The sequence below is a fragment of the Luteibacter sp. UNC138MFCol5.1 genome (genome assembly GCF_900110505.1).
GTDB lineage: Bacteria > Pseudomonadota > Gammaproteobacteria > Xanthomonadales > Rhodanobacteraceae > Luteibacter.
On sequence record NZ_FODZ01000015.1, the window covers coordinates 2,501 to 5,424 of the forward strand.

The window sequence follows — 2,924 nt, forward strand, 5'->3', positions numbered from 1 at the left end:
ACCTTTTGTATAATGGGTCAGCGACTTACTGTCAGTGGCAAGCTTAACCGTATAGGGGAGGCGAAGGGAAACCGAGTCTGAATAGGGCGAATAGTCTCTGGCAGTAGACCCGAAACCGAGTGATCTATCCTTGACCAGGTTGAAGGTGCGGTAACACGCACTGGAGGACCGAACCCACATCTGTTGCAATAGATGGGGATGAGTTGAGGATCGGAGTGAAAGGCTAAACAAACTCGGAGATAGCTGGTTCTCCTCGAAAGCTATTTAGGTAGCGCCTCGTGCGAACACTGTTGGGGGTAGAGCACTGTTATGGCTAGGGGGTCATTGAGACTTACCAAACCATGGCAAACTCCGAATACCAACACGTGCTACACGGGAGACACACGGCGGGTGCTAACGTCCGTCGTGAAAAGGGAAACAACCCAGACCCGCAGCTAAGGTCCCAAAGTCATAGCTAAGTGGAAAACGATGTGGAAAGGCATAGACAGCCAGGAGGTTGGCTTAGAAGCAGCCACCCTTTAAAGAAAGCGTAATAGCTCACTGGTCGAGTCGGTCTGCGCGGAAGATTTAACGGGGCTAAGCTATGCACCGAAGCTCGGGGTGTACAGGTTTTGACCTGTACGCGGTAGAGGAGCGTTCCGTAGGCCTGTGAAGGTGAGTCGTAAGGCTTGCTGGAGGTATCGGAAGTGCGAATGCTGACATGAGTAACGATAAGGGGGGTGAAAAGCCCCCCCGCCGAAAGCCCAAGGTTTCCTCGCGCAACGTTCATCGGCGCAGGGTGAGTCGGCCCCTAAGGCGAGGCAGAAATGCGTAGTCGATGGGAAGCAGGTTAATATTCCTGCACTTTTCTACAGTGCGATGTGGGGACGGAGAAGGTTAGGTCTACCAGGCGTTGGTTGTCCTGGGGAAAGGCGGTAGGCAGTGATCTTAGGCAAATCCGGGATCACTTATGCCGAGCACCGAGACCAGTCCTATGAGGACGAAGTGACTGACACCACGCTTCCAGGAAAAGCCACTAAGCTTCAGCTGTAGAAAAACCGTACCGTAAACCGACACTGGTAGGCAGGGTGAGAATCCCAAGGCGCTTGAGAGAACTCGGGTGAAGGAACTAGGCAAAATGGCACCGTAACTTCGGGAGAAGGTGCGCCCCTTGGTGTGGTCACGTGCGTGACTGAGCATCGAGGGGTCGCAGTAACCTGGCCGCTGCGACTGTTTATCAAAAACACAGCACTCTGCAAACACGAAAGTGGACGTATAGGGTGTGACGCCTGCCCGGTGCTGGAAGGTTAATTGATGGGGTCAGCCGCAAGGCGAAGCTCTTGATCGAAGCCCCAGTAAACGGCGGCCGTAACTATAACGGTCCTAAGGTAGCGAAATTCCTTGTCGGGTAAGTTCCGACCTGCACGAATGGCGTAACGACAGCGGCGCTGTCTCCACCCGAGACTCAGTGAAATTGAAATCGCTGTGAAGATGCAGCGTTCCCGCGGCAAGACGGAAAGACCCCGTGAACCTTTACTATAGCTTTACACTGAACGTTGAGTTCTTCTGTGTAGGATAGGTGGGAGGCTATGAAACCGAGACGCTAGTTTCGGTGGAGCCATCCTTGAAATACCACCCTGAAGTGCTTGACGTTCTAACCTAGGTCCGTAATCCGGATCGGGGACCGTGTATGGTGGGTAGTTTGACTGGGGCGGTCTCCTCCCAAAGAGTAACGGAGGAGCACGAAGGTACGCTCAGCGCGGTCGGACATCGCGCACTGTGTGCAAAGGCATAAGCGTGCTTGACTGCGAGATCGACGGATCAAGCAGGTACGAAAGTAGGTCTTAGTGATCCGGTGGTTCTGTATGGAAGGGCCATCGCTCAACGGATAAAAGGTACTCCGGGGATAACAGGCTGATACCGCCCAAGAGTTCATATCGACGGCGGTGTTTGGCACCTCGATGTCGGCTCATCACATCCTGGGGCTGTAGCCGGTCCCAAGGGTATGGCTGTTCGCCATTTAAAGTGGTACGCGAGCTGGGTTCAGAACGTCGTGAGACAGTTCGGTCCCTATCTGTCGTGGGCGTTGGAGATTTGAGGGGGGCTGCTCCTAGTACGAGAGGACCGGAGTGGACGTTCCGCTGGTGTTCGGGTTGTCATGCCCATGGCATTGCCCGGTAGCTACGAACGGAAGTGATAACCGCTGAAAGCATCTAAGCGGGAAGCACGCCCCAAGATGAGATCTCCCGAGAGCTTGACTCTCCTTAAGGCACCATCAAGACTAGGTGGTTGATAGGCGCGGTGTGGAAGTGCAGCAATGCATTGAGCTTACGCGTACTAATGAGCCGTGAGGCTTGACCATATAACCCCAAGACGCTTCACCGTCTTAATACAATCCTCCGGTCGTTCCCGGACGCTTGTCACTCGTTTACATCCCTCTGTGGAGCCGGCGCACCTGCGCTGCTCCCACCCCTTCCCTGGCGGCCATAGCGGCGTGGTACCACCTGATCCCATCCCGAACTCAGAAGTGAAACGCGCATGCGCCGATGGTAGTGTGGCTCAAGCCATGCAAGAGTAGGTCACCGCCAGGGGCTTTATCCTAAAAACCCGGTCTCATTGAGGCCGGGTTTTTTCTTTTGGCGCATCGCGCGACCCGCAACAGGTCACCGCCAGGGGCTTTATCCAAGAAGGCCTCCCCGATCGGGGAGGCCTTCGTCTTTTCCGCCGTTGCTGTCGTGCCCGCAGGGCACGCACTGCAACAGGTCACCGCCAGGGGCTTTATCCCAAAAACCCGGTCTCATTGAGGCCGGGTTTTTTCTTTTGCGCTGTGGGAGCGGACCTGGCCGCGACCGCTTCTCGCCGCACGCCACAGGTCCTGCAACACCTCGCGACGAGCCGTCGCGCCCAGGTGCGCTCCCACAGGCCGCCGTGTCGCGCGCTTGTGT

At 55.8% G+C, this 2,924-nt stretch carries 2 rRNA genes (1 of these 2 cut by a window edge); both read left to right on the forward strand.

Going from position 1 to position 2,924, the window contains the following annotated elements:
* Positions 1-2,341: ribosomal RNA gene (locus tag BMY69_RS19170) — 23S ribosomal RNA — on the forward strand; it begins 544 nt to the left of the window's first position.
* A gap of 114 nt (positions 2,342-2,455) precedes the next feature.
* Positions 2,456-2,570 (forward strand): 5S ribosomal RNA (gene rrf / locus BMY69_RS19175).
* The last annotated feature ends 354 nt before the right edge of the window (positions 2,571-2,924 follow it).